This is a genomic window from Streptomyces acidicola (assembly GCF_009377235.1).
Classification (GTDB): Bacteria; Actinomycetota; Actinomycetes; order Streptomycetales; family Streptomycetaceae; genus Streptomyces; species Streptomyces acidicola.
Map to the genome: position 1 here is coordinate 120548 of NZ_VMNX01000002.1, position 18507 is coordinate 139054.

Annotated in this window: 17 protein-coding genes; 6 read left to right on the forward strand and 11 right to left on the reverse strand. The window is 69.2% G+C overall.

What is annotated here, in order from left to right; all coding sequences use genetic code 11:
• Nucleotides 1–122: 122 nt before the first annotated feature.
• The gene (locus FPZ41_RS02045; RefSeq protein WP_194235952.1) at nucleotides 123–1424 is read right to left on the reverse strand and encodes an NtaA/DmoA family FMN-dependent monooxygenase; all 1302 of its coding nucleotides are present in this window, start codon (nucleotides 1422–1424) and stop codon (nucleotides 123–125) included.
• Between the two features lie 278 nt (nucleotides 1425–1702).
• On the opposite strand from FPZ41_RS02045, the gene FPZ41_RS02050 reads away from it, so the two are divergent.
• From FPZ41_RS02050 to FPZ41_RS02070, 5 genes are all read left to right on the forward strand, one after another.
• On the forward strand, nucleotides 1703–2308 hold the full coding sequence (locus FPZ41_RS02050) for a TetR/AcrR family transcriptional regulator (RefSeq protein ID WP_194235953.1): 606 nt from the start codon (nucleotides 1703–1705) through the stop codon (nucleotides 2306–2308).
• Between the two features lie 142 nt (nucleotides 2309–2450).
• Complete coding sequence (locus tag FPZ41_RS02055) at nucleotides 2451–3911, forward strand: aldehyde dehydrogenase (RefSeq protein ID WP_228022357.1); 1461 nt, start codon at nucleotides 2451–2453, stop codon at nucleotides 3909–3911.
• Between the two features lie 73 nt (nucleotides 3912–3984).
• Nucleotides 3985–5274, forward strand: a complete 1290-nt coding sequence (locus FPZ41_RS02060) for an FAD-dependent monooxygenase (RefSeq protein ID WP_152858301.1) — start codon at nucleotides 3985–3987, stop codon at nucleotides 5272–5274.
• An 88-nt stretch (nucleotides 5275–5362) separates the two neighbouring features.
• The gene (locus FPZ41_RS02065) at nucleotides 5363–6088 is read left to right on the forward strand and encodes a class II aldolase/adducin family protein (protein WP_152858304.1); all 726 of its coding nucleotides are present in this window, start codon (nucleotides 5363–5365) and stop codon (nucleotides 6086–6088) included.
• Between the two features lie 12 nt (nucleotides 6089–6100).
• On the forward strand, nucleotides 6101–7369 hold the full coding sequence (locus tag FPZ41_RS02070) for an Nramp family divalent metal transporter (RefSeq protein ID WP_152858307.1): 1269 nt from the start codon (nucleotides 6101–6103) through the stop codon (nucleotides 7367–7369).
• Between the two features lie 15 nt (nucleotides 7370–7384).
• On the opposite strand, the gene FPZ41_RS02075 is transcribed toward FPZ41_RS02070, so the two are convergent.
• The 5 genes from FPZ41_RS02075 to glnT are packed head-to-tail and all read right to left on the reverse strand — an operon-like array spanning nucleotide 7385 to nucleotide 12784.
• Nucleotides 7385–8494, reverse strand: coding sequence for an FAD-dependent oxidoreductase (locus FPZ41_RS02075; protein ID WP_322619718.1), 1110 nt, complete (start codon nucleotides 8492–8494; stop codon nucleotides 7385–7387).
• Nucleotides 8491–9810, reverse strand: coding sequence for an FMN-binding glutamate synthase family protein (locus FPZ41_RS02080; RefSeq protein WP_152858311.1), 1320 nt, complete (start codon nucleotides 9808–9810; stop codon nucleotides 8491–8493). The genes FPZ41_RS02075 and FPZ41_RS02080 overlap by 4 nt, the downstream gene beginning before the upstream one ends.
• A gap of 13 nt (nucleotides 9811–9823) precedes the next feature.
• On the reverse strand, nucleotides 9824–10516 hold the full coding sequence (locus FPZ41_RS02085; protein WP_322619719.1) for a GltB/FmdC/FwdC-like GXGXG domain-containing protein: 693 nt from the start codon (nucleotides 10514–10516) through the stop codon (nucleotides 9824–9826).
• A complete protein-coding gene (locus FPZ41_RS02090) occupies nucleotides 10504–11391 on the reverse strand; it encodes a class II glutamine amidotransferase domain-containing protein (RefSeq protein WP_152858314.1) in 888 nt (295 codons plus the stop codon). The genes FPZ41_RS02085 and FPZ41_RS02090 overlap by 13 nt, the downstream gene beginning before the upstream one ends.
• A 34-nt stretch (nucleotides 11392–11425) precedes the next feature.
• Nucleotides 11426–12784 carry a type III glutamate--ammonia ligase gene (gene glnT, locus FPZ41_RS02095; RefSeq protein ID WP_322619720.1) on the reverse strand — a complete coding sequence of 453 codons (1359 nt, stop codon included), beginning with the start codon at nucleotides 12782–12784 and terminating at the stop codon, nucleotides 11426–11428.
• Nucleotides 12785–12925: 141 nt separating this feature from the next.
• Here glnT and FPZ41_RS02100 point away from each other — a divergent pair, with 141 nt between their 5' ends.
• Nucleotides 12926–13621 (forward strand): GntR family transcriptional regulator, encoded by a 696-nt coding sequence (locus FPZ41_RS02100; RefSeq protein ID WP_152858317.1) that lies wholly within the window; start codon nucleotides 12926–12928, stop codon nucleotides 13619–13621.
• On the opposite strand, the gene FPZ41_RS02105 is transcribed toward FPZ41_RS02100, so the two are convergent.
• From FPZ41_RS02105 to FPZ41_RS02125, 5 genes are read right to left on the reverse strand one after another with little or no spacing between them, the layout of a single operon-like run.
• A complete protein-coding gene (locus tag FPZ41_RS02105; protein ID WP_152858321.1) occupies nucleotides 13604–14647 on the reverse strand; it encodes a hypothetical protein in 1044 nt (347 codons plus the stop codon). The genes FPZ41_RS02100 and FPZ41_RS02105 overlap by 18 nt on opposite strands.
• A 12-nt stretch (nucleotides 14648–14659) precedes the next feature.
• Nucleotides 14660–15271, reverse strand: a complete 612-nt coding sequence (locus FPZ41_RS02110) for a DUF624 domain-containing protein (protein WP_152858325.1) — start codon at nucleotides 15269–15271, stop codon at nucleotides 14660–14662.
• Complete coding sequence (locus FPZ41_RS02115) at nucleotides 15268–16179, reverse strand: carbohydrate ABC transporter permease (RefSeq protein WP_152858328.1); 912 nt, start codon at nucleotides 16177–16179, stop codon at nucleotides 15268–15270. Before FPZ41_RS02115 ends, FPZ41_RS02110 begins: the two co-directional genes overlap by 4 nt.
• A 9-nt stretch (nucleotides 16180–16188) precedes the next feature.
• Nucleotides 16189–17136, reverse strand: coding sequence for a carbohydrate ABC transporter permease (locus tag FPZ41_RS02120; protein ID WP_152858397.1), 948 nt, complete (start codon nucleotides 17134–17136; stop codon nucleotides 16189–16191).
• A 2-nt stretch (nucleotides 17137–17138) separates the two neighbouring features.
• The gene (locus tag FPZ41_RS02125; RefSeq protein ID WP_152858331.1) at nucleotides 17139–18464 is read right to left on the reverse strand and encodes an ABC transporter substrate-binding protein; all 1326 of its coding nucleotides are present in this window, start codon (nucleotides 18462–18464) and stop codon (nucleotides 17139–17141) included.
• Between the last annotated feature and the right edge of the window lie 43 nt (nucleotides 18465–18507).

Sequence of the window (18507 nt, forward strand, 5' to 3'; positions counted from 1 at the left end):
TGCGGTGACGAGCGGGCTCGTGAGGGGGGCGGCACGTCGAGGGGGCCGTGTGGGCCGGGACCGGTGCCTCGGAGGTCGGCGATGCCGAGTGAGGGCGAGGCCGGTGGACGTGGCAGTCGGAATCAGAAAGCGAAGAGGTTCTCGCGCAGGGTGGCGCCGGAGTAGCCGGTCCTGGCCACGCCCATGCGCTGCAGCCGGGGGACGACCTCGTCGAGGATGCCGGAGACGTGCTCCTCGTTGGCGTTCTGGGTGGCCATGATGATGAAGCCGTCACCGCCGACGGCCTCCATGGCGCCGGCGAGGTTGTGTGCGATGTCGTCGGCGGTGCCGACCACGCCGAGTTCGTCGTCGCCGAGGCAGATGTCGAGGATGGCCTCGCGCAGGGTGATGCCTTGCCGTCCCTTGTCCTTGATCGAGTCGAGCATGCTCGTGGTGCCGTTGGCCACGACGTCCTCGGGCAGTGGGGCGTCGAGGTCGTACTGGAACAGGTCCACGCCGATGTGGGCGGCGTGCTTGCCGAGCATGGACACCAACTGGCTGTCGGTGACCGTGGAGCGCAGATCGCGGCTGCCGTCCGTGACATGGACGTGGGTGGCGTACATGATCCGGCACTCGTCGGGGCTGCGCCCGAACGTCTTCATCCGGCCGTGGATGTCCTCGCGGAAGGCGCGCATGGCGTCGATCCCGCCAATGGTGGTGGCCATGATGAGCTCGGCGTTCCGGGCGGCGAAGTCCCGCCCGCGCGGGGAGCCGCCGGCCTGCGCCAGCACGGGAACGCGCTGGGGCGAGGGAAAGCTGTTGAGCGGGCCGCGCACCTTGAAGTGCTTGCCCACGTGGTTGATCTCGTGGACCTTCGCGGGGTCGGTGTGGATGCCCCGGTCGTGGTCGCGGACCACGGCGCCCTCCTCCCACGACGTCCACAACTGCCGTGCGACGTCGACGAACTCCTCGGCCCGGTCATAGCGCTCGCCCGGTGGCGGCAGGGCCTCGTAGCCGTAGTTGTGCGCGGACTCCTCCTCGCTGGAGGTGACGATGTTCCACCCGGCTCTGCCCCGGCTGAGTCCGTCGACGGTGGAGTACAGACGAGCCAGCAGGTAGGGCGGGTAGAGCGTGGTCGACGCGGTCGAGATCAGACCGAGACGGGTGGTGACCGCCGACAGATAGGAGATCAACGCCACCGGATCGTTCTTCGGCGCACTGAGACTGTTCTTCAGGTCGGTGTCCATCGACCCGCCGAACATCCTGGACACGCCGCTGGTGTCCTCGAAGAACAGGAAGTCGAAACACGCCTCCTCGACGTGCCGGGCGAGGCGGGCGTGGTAGTCGCCGGACCACCAGTCCTCGCCGTGCGCCCGGTCTGTCGCTGCATGCCAGGCCGGCGGCGAGAACGAACTGAAGAACCCGAGATGGAACATCCTGGACATGAGCCATGTCCTCCTGGGCATTGGATGAGGGAAATGGCGCCTGAGGCAGGCTGGGCCGCCAGTGACGAGTAGGCGTCTGGGTGTTGGCCATGGTGTCTCCCCTCAGGAAACATCGCAAGTGCTCGGTTTCAGGTTTGTGTGTTCTGACAGATGGCGTTGTCGTGCTGGTTCGCGGTGGCCGGTGATGGCCCTATGGATCTCCAGTGGGTCCTTTACAGTGGTCGCGAAGAAGCCTGGAAGCGGGGCCGCGGGCCCTTCGGCTGTGGGGATGTGGTGGCGTGACTGTCGGGGGCGAAGGGGCGCGGCTCCCCTACGGTGAGGGGCGGCAGGCGCTGGTGGAGGCCGCGATCAGGCTGGTCGCGCGCGACGGGCTGGCCAAGCTGACGTACCGGTCGCTGACCGCCGAGGCGGGGGTCAGTCAGGGCAGTCTGCGGCACCACTTCCCGAACCTGGTCGGTGTCCTCGAAGCGGCACTGGAGCACTGCATCGAGATCACGCACACGTATCTGCGGCAGCGGAGCGAGTCCCTTGAGGACATCTTCGCCCACCTCGTGGACTCGCTGCAGGAGCACCCCGAGATCCCGGCGTTCCAGGCGGAGGTGTTCCTCGGGGCGCGTCATGAGCCCGAACTGCAGGAGCTGGCCCGGCGCAATCAGCGGGCCTACCGGGAGCGGGCCTGTGACGCGCTTGCCGCGTCCGGTGTGCGGCCGGACGACGAACTCGTCGACGTGATCGTCGCTCTCGCCGAGGGCATCGTCTACCAGCGGGTGGTGTTCGGGGCGTCGTACGCGCCCGTGACGAAGAGTCAGGTCGCCGGTTCTCGGCGCATGTTGTCCGCGCTGCGGTCTTCCTTCGTCGAGACGTCGGGCGAGCGCCAGGGCTGAGTTCGGGCCCCGAAACCGGGTCCAGGCGAGTCCGGGCCGACCCCTTGCCGCAGAACATTGCGCTTGCTATGTTTCCGGATCGTCAACGTCAGGCACTCCTGGGAGATGCCTGCCATGAACCCCGTCGGCGGGAGCGATGACCATGTCCACGATCGTCCGCGACACCCTTCTGATCGGCGGTGAATGGCAGAAGCCGACTTCATCCGCCACCCTCACGGTGGTCTCACCCTCGACCGAACAGGTCGTCGGTCAGGTGCCGGATGCCGGAGCCTCCGACGTGCACGTGGCAGTCGGCGCCGCACGGCGGGCGTTCGACGAGGGCCCCTGGCGGGGCATGCCGGTCCGGGAACGCGCGGACGTCCTCGACAGGGCGCTGACGCTGCTGGAGGCACGCCTCGAAGAGATTGCCCGCCTCGTGGTGGCCGAGATGGGACTGCCGGCCTCTGTCGCCAGGAGAAAGATTCCGGGAGCGGTGTCCGCCGGCCGGTACTTTCTCGACCTCGCCCGCAACACCCCGGTCAGCGACGTCCGCCGGACACCCTTCGGTCCGGCCGCCGTACTCAGGGAGCCGGTCGGTGTGGTCGCGTCCATCGCGCCGTGGAACGGCCCGTTCAACATGGCCGTCGCGAAGATCGTCCCGGCGCTGGCCGCCGGGTGCAGCGTGGTGTACAAACCGGCCCCCGAGACTCCACTCGACGCCTTCCACATCGCCGAGGCGCTCACCGAGAGCGGCCTGCCGCCGGGGGTGTTCAACCTGGTGACAGGAGGCCGGGAAGCGGGGCGCGCGCTCGTGGCGCACCCCGGCGTCGACAAGGTCAGCTTCACGGGTTCGACCGCGGCCGGCCGAGAGATCGCCCGGGAGTGCAGCGGCCGCTTCACCCGTCTGCAACTGGAACTCGGCGGGAAGTCCGCGGCGATCGTCCTTGAGGACGCCGACCCCGACACGGTGATGCGAGGGGTCGCGGCAGGTCTGTTCGCCAACACCGGCCAGACCTGCTCGGCGTTCAGCAGGATCCTCGTACCCGCGTCCCGGCGCGACGCGTGGACGGACGTCCTCGTCGCGGCGGCCGAGTCCTTCAAGGTCGGCGACCCCTTCGACGACACGACCACCATGGGCCCCCTCGTGTCGCACGCCCAGAGGGAACGCGTCCTGCGCTACGTCGAACTGGGGTGGGCCGAAGGGGCCATGACCGCCACCGGCGGCGGCGTCCCGGAGGACCTGGAGGTGGGCTACTACGTGCAGCCCACGGTGTTCGTGAACGCGTACAACTCCATGCGCATCGCCCGGGAGGAGATCTTCGGGCCCGTCGCCACGGTGCTGACCTACGAGTCCGTCGAGGAGGCGATCCGGATCGCCAACGACTCGGACTACGGTCTGCACGGCGCGGTGTTCACCGAGGACCCCGCCCTGGCGGCGAAGGTCGCCCGTTCCGTCCGGACGGGCACCTTCAGCATCAACTCCTTCACGCACAACACCCACGCACCGTTCGGCGGGGTGAAGGACTCCGGCATCGGCCGTGAACTGGGCCCGGAGGGCCTGGAGGCCTTCCACGAGCTGAAGACGGTCAACCTGACCCGGGCGACCGAACCCTTCTTCATCTGAGGGCCGTCATCCGAGGGGGTTGCCCGACTGTGGCTTTCCGGCCGCACAAGTCACCGAGAAATGAGGCGAATCCATGGCTGGACGTCTGTCGATTGCCGTAGTGGGCGGAGGGCTGGCAGGTCTCGCCACGGCCGCCGCGCTGTCCCGTGCGGACTTCGAGGTCGACGTGTTCGAGCAGGCCGAGCGACTGGGCGAGGTGGGGGCCGGTATCAACATCAGCCCCCAGGCCACCAAGGCACTGACCGCCATCGGACTCGCAGACGGCCTCAAGTCCGTGGGGAACGCCATGACCGGCCAGGTCCAGCGGTCGATGTACACCGGTGAACAGCTCGCCGAAACACGCCTCACCGAGGACGGAACCACCTCGGACCGCTTCGGAGCCCCGTACTACGTCTTCCACCGGGCGGACCTCCTCGACGTCCTGGCCGGCGCCGTCGACAGCACGCGCGTCCACCTCGGGCATCGCTGCACGGGCCTCGTCGAGGACGGGGGCCAACGCGGGGACGCGAACGAGGACGGAGGCGGGGGCGAGGACAGGGGCGGCGTGACGCTGCACTTCGCCAACGGCAGCCGGCACCGGGCTGACATCGTCATCGGCGCCGACGGCATCCACTCCCGGATCAGGCGCGAGCTGTACACGGAGGAAAAGGCCCACTTCACCGGCCAGATGGTCTGGCGGGCACTGGTCGACGGGTCCGCCCTCCCGGCCGACATCCTCGGCCCGCACGGGTTCTGCGGCTGGATCGGCCAAGGCCGCCACATCATGACCTACTACCTGCGCGGCACCAGCATCATCAACATCACCACCCAGTCCGACGCGGCCTCCTGGGTGGAGGAAGGCTGGTCTGCCAAGGGCGATCCGGACGAGATGCGGAGCTGCTTCCCCGGCGTCGCACCCCCGTTGCAGATGCTGCTGGACGAGGTGCGGGAATGCTCGAAGTGGGGTCTCTTCGGCCGGGAGCCCTCCGCGGACTGGGGACGCGGCAGGATCCAGCTGATCGGTGACGCCGCCCACCCGATGCTGCCCAACGCCGGACAGGGAGCCGCGCAGGCGTTCGAGGACGCCTTCGTGCTGGCCCGTTGGCTCGACGAGAGCGGGGACGACCCCGAGCGGGCGCTTGCCGAATTCCGGAACGTACGCGTTCCGCGGGCCCACGCGATCCAGCGCCAGTCCCTCCTCAACAGCAGGCTCGTGCACGCGGGGGACTGGGAGAAGCGCCAGGAGACCTTCAGGGCCCGTGAACGACAAGGCGACACACCGCTGGGCATGAACTGGATCTACGGCTACGACCCCGAGACCGAGTGGCGCCGCCGCCAGGAGTATCCACTGTCCTTTGCTCCGGCCGAAGACGCCCATGCGTGAATCCCAGTGACCGACCCCGCCTGACCCCGATGTCTGATCCCGCCGTTCGACCCCAGTTGCCGACCGTGGGCGGTTCTCGATGAATGCAATGGACCCTTCTGCCGACGTCGCCGTGGCGACACGCGCACTCGGGGCGGCCGGGCAGGCCGACCTCGTCTGGGGGCATGTCTCCCTGCGGGACCCGGACGGTCGCGGCGTCTGGATGAAAGCCTCGGGATGGGGCTTCGAGGAGGTCACACCGCGGCGCACTCTTCTCGTCTCGCCCGAAGGGGAAGTACTGGCGGGGGAGGGGCGCCCCCACCTGGAGTACCCCATCCACACGGAGATCATGGCCGTACGCCCGGACGTCGGCGCCGTGGTCCACACCCATGGACCCGCAGCCGTGACGTTCGCCTCCCTGGGTGTCCCCCTCCTGCCGCTCTCCCATGACGCCGTGCCCTTCGTCGATCCGGACGTACCCCGCCATCCGTCGGGGCGGCTCATCAGCGATCGCGGACTCGGCGCACGGCTGGCAGCATCGTTGGGTGACGGGGCCGGGTGCCTGATGGTGAGTCATGGCCTGGTCACGGTCGGGTCCGATCTCGCCTCGGCGGTGATGCACGCCGTCCTGCTGGAGCGCGCCTGCGCGATCCAGTTGCGCGCGCTGGCGGCAGGCGGGCCGATGACCTGGTCCGATGTCGACGAGGTGGCGCAGAAGCGGGCGGAGACCTGGGCCGTCCGGCAGCTCAGCGCCGGATACGCCTATCTGTGCCGAAAGGCCTTCCCCTCAGGGGTCGGTCGCTTCTCTCCCGAGGCACCGATCCCCACGGAATGAGAGTGCTTCGCCATGAACACAGGCGTACACACGTCGACACCGACCGGCACAGTGCCCGCTTCCGTCCGGGCCGGCGCCGGACGGCGGGTGCTCACCGTGATCGGCCCCGCCTTCGTGGCGGCCGTCGCCTACATCGATCCGGGCAACTTCGCGACCAACGTGGAGAGCGGGACACGCTTCGGCTTCCTGCTGCTGTGGGTGGTCCTCGCGGCCAACGTCGTCGCGATGCTCCTGCAGTACCTCTCCGCCAAACTGGGCACGGCCACGGGCCGTAACCTGCCCGAGTTGTGCCGCGACCACTACCCCCGCCCGGTCGTCCGGGGGCTGTGGTTCCAGGCGGAGATCGTGGTGATCATGACGGACCTGGCCGAGCTCATCGGCGGTGCCGTCGCGCTCAACCTGCTTTTCGGCATTCCCGCCCTGCAGGGCGGTCTACTGATCGCCGCCGCGTCGTTCGTCCTGCTGGCCGTCCGCACGGCCGGGCAGCGGCGGTTCGAGGCGGTGATCACGGCCATGCTGGCCGTGGTGACGGGCGCCTTCTTCTACCAGACCCTCCAGGCCGACGTCCCGCCGGCGGACCTGGCCGCGGGCCTGGTACCCCGTTTCGACGGGAGCGCGAGCCTGCTGCTGGCCGCCGGGATCGTCGGCGCGACGGTCATGCCGCACGCCATCTACCTGCACTCCGCCCTGACCCAGGAGCGCTTCGCCGCGGGCCACGGTCTCTCCCGGCGAGCGCTGCTCCGCGCCCAGCGGCTGGACGTCGTCCTGGCGATGGGGATCGCGGGCCTCGCCAACATCGCCATGCTGGTCGCCGCCGCGACCATGCTGCACGGCTCCGGCGCCGAACCGACTCTCCAGGGCGCCCACACCCAGTTCGCCATCGGCGCGGGCCCCCTGGTCGCGACGCTGTTCGCCGTCGCCCTCCTGGCCTCGGGACTGGCCTCGTCCAGCGTCGGCATCTACACGGGCCAGGTCGTCATGCAGGGCTTTGTGCGGCGCAGGATCCCGTTGTACCTGCGCAGGAGCCTGGCGGTTGTGCCCGCCCTGGCGGTCCTGGCCCTCGGGGTGGACCCTTCCCGAGCCCTGGTGCTCAGCCAGGTGACGCTCTCCTTCGGCATCCCCTTCGCACTGATCCCGCTCCTTCTCCTCAGCCGCCGGCCGGACGTCATGGGCAACTGGGTGAACCGCCCGCTCACCACCGCGCTCGCGGGCGGCGCGACCCTGGTCCTCGTCGCCCTCAACGCCCTGCTGATCCTCCTGGCGTTCGGCTCCGGCGACTGAGGGCCGAGTAGGAACTCAGCGGCTCCCGCTGAGAGCGAAGCGCGGCTCCGGATCCGTGACGCCCATGGCCAGGTCCGTGGTCATCTCCCCGATGAGGGGCGCGAACTTGGCACCGTGGCCCGAGCAGGGCGAGCAGATCACCAGGGGACCGCGGCGGTCGAGGACGAAGTCCTCGTCGGGCGTGGAGGTGTAGAGGCACGTCGTCTCGTTGAAGGGCTCCGCCACCAGCCCGGGCAGCCACTCCCGTACATAGGCGATGATCCGCTTACGCGCCCTGGGATCGACCCGGCCGCTGCGGGTCTCCGCGCTCGTGGTGCCGCCCGCGTCGTGCTCGGCGATCTTGCGGCCGTCGAGGGGACCGCCGTCGCGCCCGCCGGGCAGGCTGTACGTGGACAGCGCGTCCTTGTGCACGACGACGGGCCACGGCGCGGCCGCCGGGTCGAGGCGGGGGAAGTGGAAGGCCTGCTGCTGGGTGACGGTCAGTTCGGGCAGCGGGACGAGGCCGCCGAGCAGGTCGGCCACCCAGGCTCCCGCGGCGACGACGGCACGACGGGCGGTCACCGTGTCCCCGTCCGTCGTTTCCAGCCGTACCCGCTCCTCGCCGAGGGGCGTGATCCGTCGTACGGCCGTGTGGTACCGGACGTCCGCGCCGCGGGCGCCGGCCCGTTCCGCGAAGGCGGTCACGGCTGCGGCCGCGTCGACCGTGCCGGCCTCGGGGTGGAAGAGCACGGGACCGTCGAAACGCAACCCGGGCCACCGCCGCGCCGCCTCCTCGGCCGGGAGCAGCTCCTGCGGTACGCCGACTACGGCGAGCGTGGCGGCTATGCGTTCCGGGTCGCGCAGCCGCCCGTGGTCGATGCCGCCCACGATCCGCAGCAGGCGCTCACCGGAGTCGGCCTCCAGCTCGCGCCAGAGCTCCATGGCGCGTCCGGTCATGCGGGCGTACATCGGGTCCGGGTAGGCGCGGCGCACGATGCGGGCGCTGCCGTGCGAGCTGCCCTTGTCGTGACCGGGGCCGAACTGTTCGAGAACCACGACCGACTGCCCGCGCCGGGTGGCGGCCCACGCCGTCGCCGCCCCCATCAGTCCCGCGCCGACGACCGCGATGTCGACGTCGGCCGTCACCGCACGGCCCCCGGAATCCAGTCGGTGCCCGCGAGCGGGACGCGGGCCATGGCGGCCGCCTCGATGGTGAGCGCGACCAGGTCCTCCGGCTCCAGGTGCGTCAGATGGGCCTTGCCGCAGGCGCGGGCGATGGTCTGCGCCTCCATGGTCATCACACGGATGAAGTTGGCGAGCCTGCGGCCGCCTTCGACGGGGTCGAGGCGGGCGGACAGCTCCGGGTCCTGCGTGGTGATGCCGGCCGGGTCGCGGCCGTCCTGGTAGTCGTCGTAGTACCCGGCGGCGGAGCCGAGCGAGCGGTACTCGGCGTCGTACTGGGGATGGTTGTCGCCGAGCGCGATCAGCGCCGCCGTGCCGATGGCCACCGCGTCCGCCCCCAGCGCCAACGCCTTGGCGAGGTCGGCGCCGCCCCGGATCCCGCCGGAGACGATCAGCTGCACCTCCCGGTGCACGCCCAGCTCCTGCAGCGCCTGCACGGCCTGGGGGATCGCGGCGAGCGTGGGGATGCCGACGTGCTCGATGAACACGTCCTGGGTGGCCGCGGTGCCGCCCTGCATGCCGTCGAGCACGACGACGTCCGCTCCGGCCTGCACGGCGAGCTTCACGTCGTAGTACGTGCGCGTCGCACCGATCTTGACGTAGACCGGCTTCTCCCAGTCGGTGATCTCCCGCAGTTCCCGGATCTTGATCTCCAGGTCGTCGGGGCCGGTCCAGTCGGGGTGGCGGCAGGCGCTGCGCTGGTCGATGCCGACGGGCAACGTCCGCATGCCGGCGACCCGTTCCGTGATCTTCTGCCCGAGGAGCATGCCTCCGCCACCCGGCTTGGCGCCCTGACCGAGCACGACCTCAATGGCGTCGGCGGCGCGCAGATCGTCGGGGTTCATGCCGTAGCGGGACGGCAGGTACTGGTAGACGAGGTGCTTGGACTGGCCGCGCTCCTCCGGGGTCATGCCGCCGTCGCCGGTCGTCGTGGACGTGCCGGCCTCCGAGGCACCCCGCCCCAGCGCTTCCTTGGCCCGGGCGGACAGCGCGCCGAAGCTCATGCCCGCGATGGTGACCGGGGTGTCGAGGCGCAGCGGGCAGGCGGCGTTGCGTGCGCCGAGGACGACATCGGTGCCGCAGCGCTCGCGGTAACCCTCCAGCGGATAGCGGGACATGGAGGCGCCGAGGAAGAGCAGGTCGTCGAAGTGGGGGACACGGCGCTTGGCGCCCCAGCCCCGGATGTCGTAGATGCCGGTCTCGGCGGCGCGCTGGATGGCGTGGATGGTGGCGCGGTCGAAGGTCGCCGACTCGCGCAGGCCCTGGGATGCGAAGTCCATGGCAGTAACTCCCCTAGTATGCGGCCGAGTTGTCGACCTTGAAGTGGTACAGGTCGCGGGCGGAGCCGTACCGTCGGAAGTCGGCGGGCGCGTCGTCCCGCTCGGCGGCCTTCAGCAACTCGGCCAGTTCGGCGAGGTGTTCGGCCCGCATCTCCTTCTCCACGCAGTCCGCGCCCAGAGACTTGACCTTGCCCTTGACGTAGATGCGCGCCTCGTACAGGGAGTCGCCGAGCGCGTCGCCCGCGTCGCCGCACACCACCAGACGGCCGGCCTGGCCCATGAAGGCGCTCATGTGCCCCACGTTGCCGCCGACGACGATGTCCACGCCCTTCATGGAGATCCCGCAGCGGGCGGACGCGTCCCCGTCGATCACCAGCAGACCGCCGTGGGCCGTCGCCCCCGCGGACTGGGAGGCGCTGCCGCGCACTCGGACCGTCCCCGACATCATGTTCTCGGCGACGCCCGTACCGGCGTTGCCGTGGATGGTGACGGTGGCGCGCTGGTTCATGCCCGCCCCGTAGTAGCCCACCGGACCGCCGATCACCACGTCGAGGTCCTCGGTGAGACCGACGGCGACGTTGTGGGCGCCGTCCGGGTGCTCGATCCGCCACGATGTGCCCGGACCCGCCTGGTGCAGGGCGCGGTTGAGGTCGCGCACGGAGTCGTGCGCGAGGTCGATGACGGTGGGGGTGGTCAGCGCTGCCACGTGTGGACCTCCTCGGGCTCGGGCTCGAAGACGCGGGCGGACTCGATGCCCGGCAGCCCGGCGAAATAGCGGTACTCGGAGGCCATCGCCACCCACGCGTCGGTCTCGGCGACGACGGCGGGCTTGCAGGCGATCGCGTCCCGGACGACGGCGAAGGTGTCACCGGTCGTCACCAGCAGGGTGTAGAAGCCGTCGAACCGCTCGCACAGCAGCCGCAGCGACTTCTCCAGGTCGTGTCCCTGGGCGAGTTGGTGCGCGACGAAGCGGGCGCCCACCTCGGAGTCGTTCTCGCTGTCGAAGACGATGCCCTCGGCGCGCAGCTCGCGGCGGATGGTGGCGTGGTTGGCGAAGGATCCGTTGTGGACGAGGCAGACGTTCTCGTCGACGGAGAACGGGTGCGCTCCTTCCGGCGTGACCGCGGACTCGGTGGCCATGCGGGTGTGGGCGATGCCCTGGCGTCCGCTCGCCGCCCGCAGGCCGAACTCCTCGGCCAGCGCGTCGGGGTGGCCGACGCCTTTGAGGACGGCCAGGCCGGTGCCGCGCCCGGTGACGACCGCCGAGGGGAAGGCGTCGCGCACGGCCCGCTCCAGGTCGGACACGGTGAGAGCGGGGGAGTGGACGACGGTGCTCTGACTGACGGTGATGGCGGTGGCGCCTCCACCGACGCGCGCGGCGACCTCGTCGGCGGACACGTCCGGCGCGAGCAGGCTCACCGTCGCGTGCCCGGGCGGCGTGAGCCGGGAGTCGCCGTACAGGGCGACGCCGGCCGAGTCGGGGCCGCGCTCGGCGGCCTGGTGAAGCATTCCGGTGAGCAGTTCGCCGAGCCTCGGCTCCAGCGAGGGGTCGCGCACCTGGAGTCCAGCGATGCCGCACATGGGCATGACCTCCGAAACGTACGTAGAGGGGCTGTCAGACGGCCGTGAGGTACCGGTCGATCTCCCACGGGGAGACGGTGTTGTGCCAGCTGTAGAACTCCTCGCGTTTCAACTCCGCGTAGTAGTCGCTCACTCCGGCCGACGCGTCGACGAGGTCCAGCACCCCGCGGACGACGTCATCGCCCTCCAGCGCGTGCACCGCGTCCAGGAGCGTGCGCGGCAGCCGCGGCCCGCCATCCGTGACGCCCGGCTCACCCGGTTCGAGTGCCCTGGCGATCCCGTCCAGCCCGGCGGCGAGTGCGCCGGCCGCCGCGAGGTAGGAGTTCGCCGAGCCGTCGCCGCCGCGCAGCTCCACACGGTGGGTGTCGGGGACGCGCAGGAAGTGCGTACGGTCGTTGCCGCCCCAACTCGCCGTACGCGGGGCCCAGGTGGCACCCGAGGCGGTGGTGGTGGCCCCGGTGCGCTTGTACGAGTTCACGGTGGGTGCGATCAACGCGTGCAGTGCGGGCGCGTGAGCGAGCAGACCGGCGGTGAAGCCGTAGGCCTGCGCGCTGAACCCCATTCCGTACGCGTCCTGCTCAGCGGCCCCCGCCGGGAACAGCGCACGCTCACCGTCCCAGAGCGACAGGTGCAGGTGCAGTCCGCTGCCGGTGCGGTCGGTGAACGGCTTCGGCATGAACGTGGCCGTCATCCCGCGCTGTTCGGCCAGCACCTGCACGATGTACCGCAGCGTCACCACGCGGTCGGCGGTGGTCAGCGCGTCCGCGTGGTGGAAGTTCTGCTCGAACTGCCCGTTGCCGTCCTCGTGGTCGCTCGCGTACGGCCCCCAGCCGAGCTGCACCATCGCGTCGGACACGGCGGTCAGGTGCTCGTACATCCGGGTCAGCCCGCGTGCGTCGTAGCAGGGTTGGGCGGCGTCGTCGAGACGGTCGGCCGTGGTGAGGGTGCCGTCGGCGCCGCGCTGCACGAGGAAGTACTCCACCTCGGCGCCGCTGACCAGCCCGGTGCCCTGGGCCGCGGCCTTCTCGGCGAGCGTGCGCAGGATGACCCGGGGTGCGAAGGCGTAGGGGCGGTCTTCGACGTACGGATCGCAGTGCACCATGCCCAGTCCGGGCCGGACGAAGGTGAGCGGAACGTAGGACGAGAGGTCCGGGATCGCCACCACGTCCGGGTCGCGCGGCTGCTGACCCATGGCCCCCGCGGCGTATCCGGCGAAGCCCACGCCCTCGCCCTCCAGCGCGTCCGCGGCCTCGACGGGAACGAGCTTCGCACAGGGCTTGCCGGTCAGGGTGGTGAAGGTGGCGAGCAGGAACCGCACGCCGTCCGCCTTGGCCAGGGACGCGAGCGACTGCGTGGCGGAGAGGGCCGGTGCGGACTTCAGCGGAACGGACACGACGGCTCCCGAATCATAGATGCGTTTACTGTCAGGACCCAGAGTCTCACTGTAGTAAACACGTGTGACGTGTCGCACCGGTTGCCGCCCTGTAAACGGCGCTACGTCCACTGCCGTGCATGTGACCGATACCCTGTGCCCATGAGTGTGCGTGACGCAGGCCCCTTCGATCGGCGCAGTCTTCGCGAACGGTGCATTGCCCACCTACGCGATCAGATCGTTTCGGGGGCGCTGCAACCCGGTGAGCATGTCCGGGAGGTCCAGCTCAGCGACACTCTGGGGGTGAGCCGGGGAACCCTGCGGGAAGCGCTGCGCCCGCTGGAGGCCGAGGGCCTGCTCGTCAACGAGGGCAACGGGCGCATGCGGGTGCGCAAACTCAGCCCTCAGGAGATCGCCGAGGTCTTCGAAGTACGTACGGCGCTGGAGATCCTGGCAGCCACCAAACTCGCCGAAAGCCCGCGGCGTGCGGAGTACGCGGACGCGCTGGAGCAGAAGATCGCGCGGCTGCGGGAACCCGACCTCGGATTCAGCGAGCGCATCGAGACCGACCTCGGCTTCCACGCTCTGCTGTGCGAGTTGACGGGCAACGGCACGCTGAGTCGGTCGTGGCTCCAACTGACCAGCCAGATCCGCATGATGATCATTGCCGCCGGTCCGGACCGGGCGGTCGGCAGGATGCGTTTCGAGGAACACCTGCCGATCGTCGCCGCCATCCGCACCGGGGACGCACAGGCCGTCCGGGAGACGCTCACCGGCCACATGGGTGACTTCACCCGCCGCTACGTCGGCGACGCGCACGCCCGGACGACCGGGGAGACCTCAGCGCACGCTTCGTAGCGTGGCGAAGAAGGCCCTCTTCGTTTCGGTGCTGACACCCCAGTTGACCGGCACGGCCTGGTAGCCGTTCTCGTAGTCACCGAGCGTCGGCTGCGGCGGGTCGGTGGTGACGGAACCCGGGTCGAAGTAGCCCCATGAGGCGCCGGCGGCCAGAGCCGCCTTCATGTGGTTGTCCGGCTTGTCGAAGTCGAAGTGGTCGTCCTCGTTGAACATGATGGGCTTGGGGGTGTAGCCCGGCGTGGCCTTGATCTCCTCCACCATCTCCCGCAGCCGGTCCGGTGCCGGGGTGCCGTTCCCGTGGATCAGGACGAAGTCCGCCTCGGTCACGACCCGTTCGGTGATGATGGGCGGGTGGGCGAGGAAACTCGTGCTCACGAGCAGCCTGCGGCCCTCGTACGTGACGGACTTGGCGAGTGCGATCAGTTCGTGGACGCGCTCGGCCTTGATCAGGCTGTGCGTGTAGTGGTTGTGCCAGTTCACCTCGTTGGCGATCTCCAGCAGTACATGCCGCCAGCCCGACCGGAGCACCCAGGTGCAGACCTCGGTGACGGCCCGGTGGATGGCCGGTTCGTCGCGCAGTCGGTGATCCTGGCCGTGGTAGAAGATGTCCAGGATGACGACGAGTCCGAGCCGGTCGGCCTCCTCCAGGATCCTTCCCAGGCGCTCGCGGTACCCCTCCTGCAAGGCGCCCTCCGCCGTGAAACCGGCGTTGTTCCAGGGCTGTTCGGTGCTGTATCCCTGAGGACTGCCGCCCTGGACTCCGATGGTGAAGGCGTCGAGGCCGTCCGCCTTCCACTGCGGCATGGCGGCGAGGAACTCGCGGGTGTTGCGATCCGCGTCCCAGACCCCGGTGTCGGGGTACGCCCACCGGTGAACGGTCTCGGGGTTCGCGTCGTCGAACGCTCCGTTGATCATGCGGCTGTTCAGCAGCAGCCCGTCGAGCGGGATACCGTCGAGCGTACGACCCTGGTTGACGATCCGTCCGTCGACGACGAAGTCCGTTCCCCGGATCTCGATCGAGGTCATGTGGGTCTCTCCTTACGCGGAAATGACCGGCCTGGCGGTGTGCCGGCCGTGGGCCGCGACGACCAGGCGCGCGGCGGGTGCGGCGATCAGCAGGGCACTGACCGGCTGGACGAAGACGCAGCAGGCGGCGATCAGGGCGACGACCGTGGTGAGGCCGGCCGCTGCCGGCTGTACGACGATCCGCTCGACCGTCCGCCGGTAGGTCTCCCGGACGCCCGTGGTCTCGTCGGCGAGAGCCGGGATCACGTTCGTGGCGAACACCAGGAAGGGGACGACGACCGCTACCAGCGCGGCGGTGGCGTACGGCCGCTGTTCCCCCATGTGCGGCACGATCACGAGGTTCGCCGCCAGCAGCGCGGCTGCCGGCAGGAGAGGCACGGCGGCCACGGAGCTCGCGCGCGCGGAGCGTCGTACGTGGGAGAAGAACGTCGAGCAGACCGGGCCCTCGTCCCCCTGGGCCCACCCGCGCACCGTCGCCACGAGGGCAGCGGCAGCGGCCGGCGCCGTGACCAGCAGCGCCGTGCCGACCGTCCACAGCAGACTCAGCAACAGGTACCGGCACATGGTGTCGAGCGCCTCGTACACGCGACCGGACCACCAGGCCCGGTGGGGAGGCCGGTTCATCCCTTCATCCCCGAGGTGGAGATGCCGTCCACGATCAGCCGCTGGAAGATCAGGAACAGGACGAGGGTGGGCAGCAGCGACACGACGCTCATGGCGAACATGGGGCCGAACTCCGACTGTCCGGTGCCGTCGATGAACTGACGCAACGCCAGGGGCACCGTGTACAGCTGCGATTCCGAGATGTAGATGAGCTGGGAGAAGAAGTCGTTGTACGTCCACAGGAAGGTGAAGATCGCCGTGGTGACCAGCGCCGGCGTCAGCAGCGGCAGGATCACCTTCAGATAGATCTTGCCCGGATTGCACCCGTCGAGCGCCGCGGCGTCGTCCAGGTCGCGGGGAATGCCGCGGATGAACTGCACCATCAGGAAGATGAAGAAGGCGTCGACGGCGAAGAACTTCGGCAGGATCAGCGGAAGGTAGGTGTTCACCCAGCCGAGATAGTGGAACAGGATGTACTGGGGAATGATCGTCACCTGCGCAGGCAGCATGATGGTGACCATCATGAGAGCGAACGCCGTGCGCTTGAACCTGAATTCCAGGCGGGCGAAGGCGAATGCGGCAAGGGAGCAGGAAACGATGTTTCCCACGACCGCGCCGAGGCTCACCACGACCGAGTTCAGCAGCGGACGCCCGAAGGTACTGCCGTCGGCACTGGTCCAGCCGTTGACGTAGTTGCTGAGATCCCAGCTGCGCGGCAGCAGGCCGACCGAACCGAAGATCTCGTCGGCGGGCTTCAGGGACGCCGACAGCAGCCACACCAGGGGGTAGAGCATCGCGACCACGCCCACCGTGAGCACGACGTAGAGCAGTGCCCTGGCGGCGCGCCGACCGGCGGTCGAGGGACGGGACGCGGGCACCGTCGCAGGAGGAGGCGTGCTTTTGCCGACGAGTTGAGTGATGGTTGTCATGGCGCACTCTCACTGTTCATCGGAGTAGTGGACCCAGTAGCGGCTGAGCCAGAAGTTGACCGCGGTCACCGCCCCGATGATGACGAGCAGGACCCAGGCCATGGCGGCTGCATAGCCCATCTGGAAGTTGTTGAACGCGGCCTGGTACAGGTACAGGGTGTAGACGAGCATCGAGTTGCCCGGTCCTCCCTGGCCGCCGCCGATGATGAAGGCCGAGCCGAATACCTGGAACGCGCTGATGATCTGCAGGATCAGGTTGAAGAAAACAATGGGCGTCAGCATCGGCAGGGTGATGGCGAAGAACTTGCGCACGGTGCCGGCACCGTCGAGGGAGGCGGACTCATACAGCTCCGCGGGAATCTGCCGGAGCCCCGCCAGGAAGATGATCATCGGTGAGCCGAATTCCCAGGCCCGCAACAGGACCAGCGTGCCCAGCGACCAGTCGGGATCGCCGATCCAGCTCGTCGTGGAGTGGATGCCGATCATTCCGAGGATGTTGTTGAAGAGCCCGTTGGCGCCGAAGATCTCCCGCCACAGGATGGCGATGGCGACGCTGGAGCCGAAGAGGCTGGGCAGGTAGTACAGGGCCCGCCACACGCTCATGCCCCTGATACCGCGGTTGAGGACAGAGGCCAGCAACAGAGCGAAAGTGAGTTGCAACGGCACCGCGACGGCCACGTAGACGCCGGTGACCAGCACCGACTGCCGCCACAGCGGGTCAGCGGTGAACATCTTCGTGTAGTTCTCCACGCCGGCCCACTGCGGTGTGGAGAGCAGGTCGTAGTTGGTGAACGACAGATACAGCGAGGCGAGGAGAGGGCCCGCCGTCAACAGCGCGAGTCCCACGATCCAGGGGCTGAGGAACAGCAGTGCCCACTTGCCCTGGGGGCGTCGGAGTTCTGTTGCTCTGGCCGCCCTCACGGTGGTCGGGGCTCTGCGGTCAAGCCCGGACGTCATGGTCACGAGAGGAATCCTTCGGCTTGCGAGAAGAAGCTGTCGGTTCCCGAGGAGATGGACTGCTGGCCGGTGGCGACGCTCTGGCCGGCCGTCACGAAGGCCGTCATGACCTGTGGGGAACCGCTCGGGAACTCCTCCGCGAGGGAGGGAACCGGCTGGGCGAACTCCTTGGAGACGAGTTCGACGTAGTCGATGAAGACCCGGTCGACCTTGTTGAACTCGATGACCTTGCGGAGTTCCAGGTTGGGCGGCGCGGCGAACTCGGCCTGGAGGATCCTCGCGGCCTGCTCGTCGTTCAGCATGAAGCCGAGCAGGGCGGCCGCGTCCGCCGGGTGGCTGGAGCGGGCGTTGACCGCGGCCCAGTTGGAGGCGCGGACGAAGAGGCCGGACTTCGAGGCGCTGGTCATCGGTATGGTGCTGACGGCGAGTTCGTTCTTCGTCAGGGCCTGGAAACCGCTGAGGACGTTCGGGTAGATGAAGAAGTTCGGCGCCTTGCCCGTCACCAGCAGCGAGTTGCCGAAGCCGCCGGTGGCGGTCTGCACGGTGAGGTCCCCGGGCGGGGCGGCGCCGCTCTTGCGCAGCTCGGCCCAGATCGCGAACCAGGCCTCCAGGTCGGCCTTCGAGAAGCCGAGCTTGCCGTCCTTGTAGAGCTCCTTGCCACGCTGACGGACGAAGACCTGAAAGCCGTTGAAGTCGGCGCTGTTGTCGATGGTGCCGTAGAGGCGGCCCTTCGCCTTCTTCTTGACGTCGTTGGCGAAGGTGATGAAGTCGTCCCAGGTGTGGCCGGGCTCGGGGACCGACATGCCGAGATCGGCCAGCGCCGTCTTGTCCCAGATCACACCGTAGGCGTTGTCGCCGAGTGGAAGGGCCACGCGCTTGCCGTCGATGACACCGCCGGAGGAGGACTCCTTGTCGACGTGCGACAGGTCCAGGACCTTGGGGCCGTAGCGGTCGAGGGGGGCGAGGGCGTTCTTCGACGCGTACTGCGCGACGCTGTTGTGGAACAGCGCCACGACGTCGGCCGCCGCGCCGCCGGCGATCTGGGTGGCCAGCTTCTGCGCGTAGGCCTCGTTGGCGAGCAGTTCCAGGCCGACTTTGCCGCCGTTCTTCTTGGCGTACAGCTTGAAGACCTGCTGGAGCTTGTGCTGCCGCGTGTTCGAGCCGTATGCCGACATGGTCAGCGAGACGTTGCCCTGGGGCGTGGCCGAGGCGGACTGCGGGCCGGGGGAGGCGCCGCACCCGGCCAGGGACAGGCTGGCTGCGCCGGCCGCTGCGACGCCGAGGCCCAGGAAGGAGCGGCGGGAGGGCCCTTGAGTGATGTCGTGCATGTGCGTGCCTTTCCTCATTGAAAGGTGGGGGAGAGCGGGGAGG